This is a genomic window from Staphylococcus coagulans (genome assembly GCF_002901995.1).
In the GTDB taxonomy this organism is placed as follows: Bacteria; Bacillota; Bacilli; order Staphylococcales; family Staphylococcaceae; genus Staphylococcus; species Staphylococcus coagulans.
The window spans coordinates 1-3,409 of sequence record NZ_PPQN01000058.1 but is presented as its reverse complement, the minus strand read 5'-3'; the positions used below and the strand labels follow the sequence as shown (position 1 = coordinate 3,409).

Sequence of the window (3,409 nt, the reverse complement as noted above, 5' to 3'; positions counted from 1 at the left end):
ATTAATATATTTGCGGTCTCAAATATTAATTTAAAATTTAATAAGTATTACAATATTAATGACATAATATGTCTACCTTGTTTATTACAATGTAGTTATGTCATGAGGAGGAGCGTATGAATCAACCTTATCGATTATTATCCATTTATACTGACTTGATACTAGGGAGAGAAGTTAACAAAGTCTATGTTGCCAACGAGTGGGGGGTGAGTTGTAGAACAATTCAAAGGGATATTGCACATATTCGGAATTACATGCATGAAAGTGAAGAGTGGCACATTCTTGATAACCCAGTAATATATGACCATGAAACAGATAGCTACTATTTAAATAATGATATAACAGAAAATAGAAATTACTATTTTGATCATGCTATAAAAATGATTATGAAAAACAAAAACGATTAACTGATCAAATAAAATTATTACAATTCAATATTTATATAATTATTATAAGCAAAGTAGAATCTCAGCTATTATCAACTAAAAATTTTTAACTAATACTGTATATCTCTTATTAAATTCCGAAAGAAAAGTAATATCCTAATAATCTGATTTTGTTTTGCATTGTCTTAAAAAATTAATTTCGATTTTCTATAGCCTTGTATAAAAGCGTATACACTATGCTTGATAAATTACAAGTTCGAAATTAATAATGCTTAATTTTTTTTGCAGTTTTAACTATTTACGTTAAATATTATAGCTTATATTTAACAATTTATATTTGGAGGAAATTTTATATATGAAAAAGAACCAATTAGGTGGTTTATCACCTAACAAACAAAATAAGTATTCAATCAGAAAATACACAGTAGGTACGGCATCTTTATTGATTGGATCAACATTAATCTTCGGTGTTCATGCTAAAGATGCAAGTGCAGCAGAAGAAGTTGCCAAACAAACATTATCTGCTGAAGAAAATAAAGAAGAATCTGTAGATCAATCAAAAGAATTAAACGATGAAGAAATTCCTCAAGTCAATGAGCAAAACGGCGATGTAACTGAAGAGGAAAATGTTGTAGAAGATTTACCAGAAGAAGAGAATGTGGGAGAAGAAGTGACTAAAGAGGTTGAGCAGCCTAAGCAAGATGAGAAGGTCGCTGAAAAACAACAAAGTGAAGATAAAGCTACAACTGAAAAGAAAGTCACTCCAACACAAAAATCCACTGAAGAAGAAAAAGCACCCACAGTTGATCAAAATAAAAAACAACAAGCACCAACACCTGAGCCTAAAACTACAGAAGCAGCTAGTGATGTAGCACCTAAAGCTGTAACTAACAGTACGGATAACAGTACGGAAACTCAAGCCCCTGTAGATACTGAAAAAGCAGCTTTAGCACCTCAAGCAAATGGCTTAGCTGAAACTGTAAAGCAAGTAGCTTCATTAACAAGCAATGAAGAAAAAGAAGCAAAATTAGTAGATTACTACTCTAAAAATGCAGGAGTGAATTCAGAAACTGCGAAACAAGTTGTAAAAGGTATGAACCTTGACTACCAAAATCTTGATTCAGATCAACTAACAGCAGAAATGTTAATTGCACTTACAAATAAACAAGAAAAACACACACCAAAAGCAACACCTGTTTCTTTAAGAAGTCCTAAAAATTTAATGCGTGCTGTAACTTTAGATAAATCAAACCAACAAGACACTAGGGGGGATAGAACAAGAAATAACGTAAACGACTTAATTACGAGTGAAACGAAACTAACAGTTATAGACAGTGATCAAAATGGGAAAATTATTCCATCACAAGATTACATTGACTTTACTTCTAAAATAAGTGTTGATGATAGTGTGAAATCTGGAGATTATTTTACTGTTCAATATTCAGATACTATTCAAGTATATGGGCTGAATCCTGAAGACATAAAAAATATCGGTGATATTTATGATAAAAATAATGGAGAGAGAATTGCTATTGCTAGGCATGATACATCTTACAATACAATTACGTATACTTTTACAGATTATGTTGATAGATTTAATTCTGTAAAAATGAATTTAAACCATTCTATCTACATTGACCCAACATCTATTTCTGAAAATCGTGAAAAGGTTCCTTTTGAAATACAAGTTGGAAATACAAAATTTTCAACAACAGCTGATATACAATATCCTGATTATTATTCAGAGGGCAAAAATTCTATAGGTGCAGCATTTACTGAAACAGTTTCACATGTTGGTAATGTCGATGATCCTGGATATTATAACCAAGTTATTTATGTAAACCCATTGGATAACGATTTGAAAGGGGCAAAATTAAGGGTTCAAGCATATCATCCAGATCCTAAATATACAGCTAATATTGGACAAATAAAAGAAGGTATCACTGATATTAAAATCTACAAGGTCCCTGATAATTATAAACTTAATAAGGGTTACGTTGTAAATGTAGATGAACTAACCGACGTTAGCAATAAGTATCAGCCTGTTTATGGTGAAAAAGAAAAAGTTGATATTAATCTAGGCGATATTGACTCTCCATATGTTGTAGTAGTTAAAACAAAATTTAAGCCTACAAATGATGAAAATCCTGTTTTAGTTCAAATGGCAACACTATCATCATTAAATAATAGATCAGCAACTAAGGGTAATGCCTTAGGATTTACTAATAATGGTAGCGGTGGAACAGGGGAAAAAGTCTATAAATTAGGTAATTATGTTTGGAGAGATACCAACAAAAATGGTATTCAAGAATTAGGAGAAACAGGCGTTAAGGATATTGAAGTTGTAGTGTATGAAAATAAAACCAATCGAGAGGTTGGTAGAGCTACAACTGATGAAAACGGAGCCTATTTAGTATCTGATTTACCTAATGGAGAATATAGAGTAGAATTTAAAAATATTCCTGAAGGATATATTATTTCCCCTAGTGAACAAGGTAATGATAGGGGGGCTGACTCAAATGGATTATCATCTGTTGTTAAAATCAAAGATGAAGATAATTTAACAGCGGATTTAGGAATCTACAAAGCAACATATAGTCTTGGAGATAAAGTATGGGAAGATACAAACAAAAACGGTATCCAAGATGATGGTGAAAAAGGCATCGGAGATGTCAAGGTAACATTGACAGATAAAGATGGAAAAGTGTTTGAGACAAAAACAGATGAATCCGGTAATTATAAGTTTGAAGGATTAACAAATGGAGACTATACAGTAAAATTTGAGACGCCATCAGGATATGAGCCAACAGGAAAAGATCAAGGCGGAAATGATGAAAAAGACTCAGATGGAACAGAAGTATCAGTAAAAATTAATGGTAAAAATGATTTAACAATTGATTCTGGCTTCTACAAAGCAACATATAGTCTTGGAGATAAAGTATGGGAAGATACAAACAAAAACGGTATCCAAGATGATGGTGAAAAAGGCATCGGAGATGTCAAGGTAACATTGACAGATAAAG

General features: G+C 31.8%; 1 protein-coding gene and 3 pseudogenes. All 4 read left to right on the top strand.

From position 1 onward, the window contains the following. Positions 1 to 116: 116 nt before the first annotated feature. A complete protein-coding gene (locus CD118_RS10200; RefSeq protein WP_016425963.1) occupies positions 117 to 407 on the top strand; it encodes a hypothetical protein in 291 nt (96 codons plus the stop codon). Positions 408 to 741: 334 nt separating this feature from the next. After that, positions 742 to 831, top strand: a pseudogene (locus tag CD118_RS12240) (YSIRK-type signal peptide-containing protein); the annotation flags it as partial. A gap of 840 nt (positions 832 to 1,671) precedes the next feature. Then, positions 1,672 to 3,234: pseudogene (locus CD118_RS10195) on the top strand (SdrD B-like domain-containing protein); the annotation flags it as partial. A gap of 36 nt (positions 3,235 to 3,270) precedes the next feature. Continuing rightward, positions 3,271 to 3,409: pseudogene (locus tag CD118_RS12400) on the top strand (SdrD B-like domain-containing protein); the annotation flags it as partial.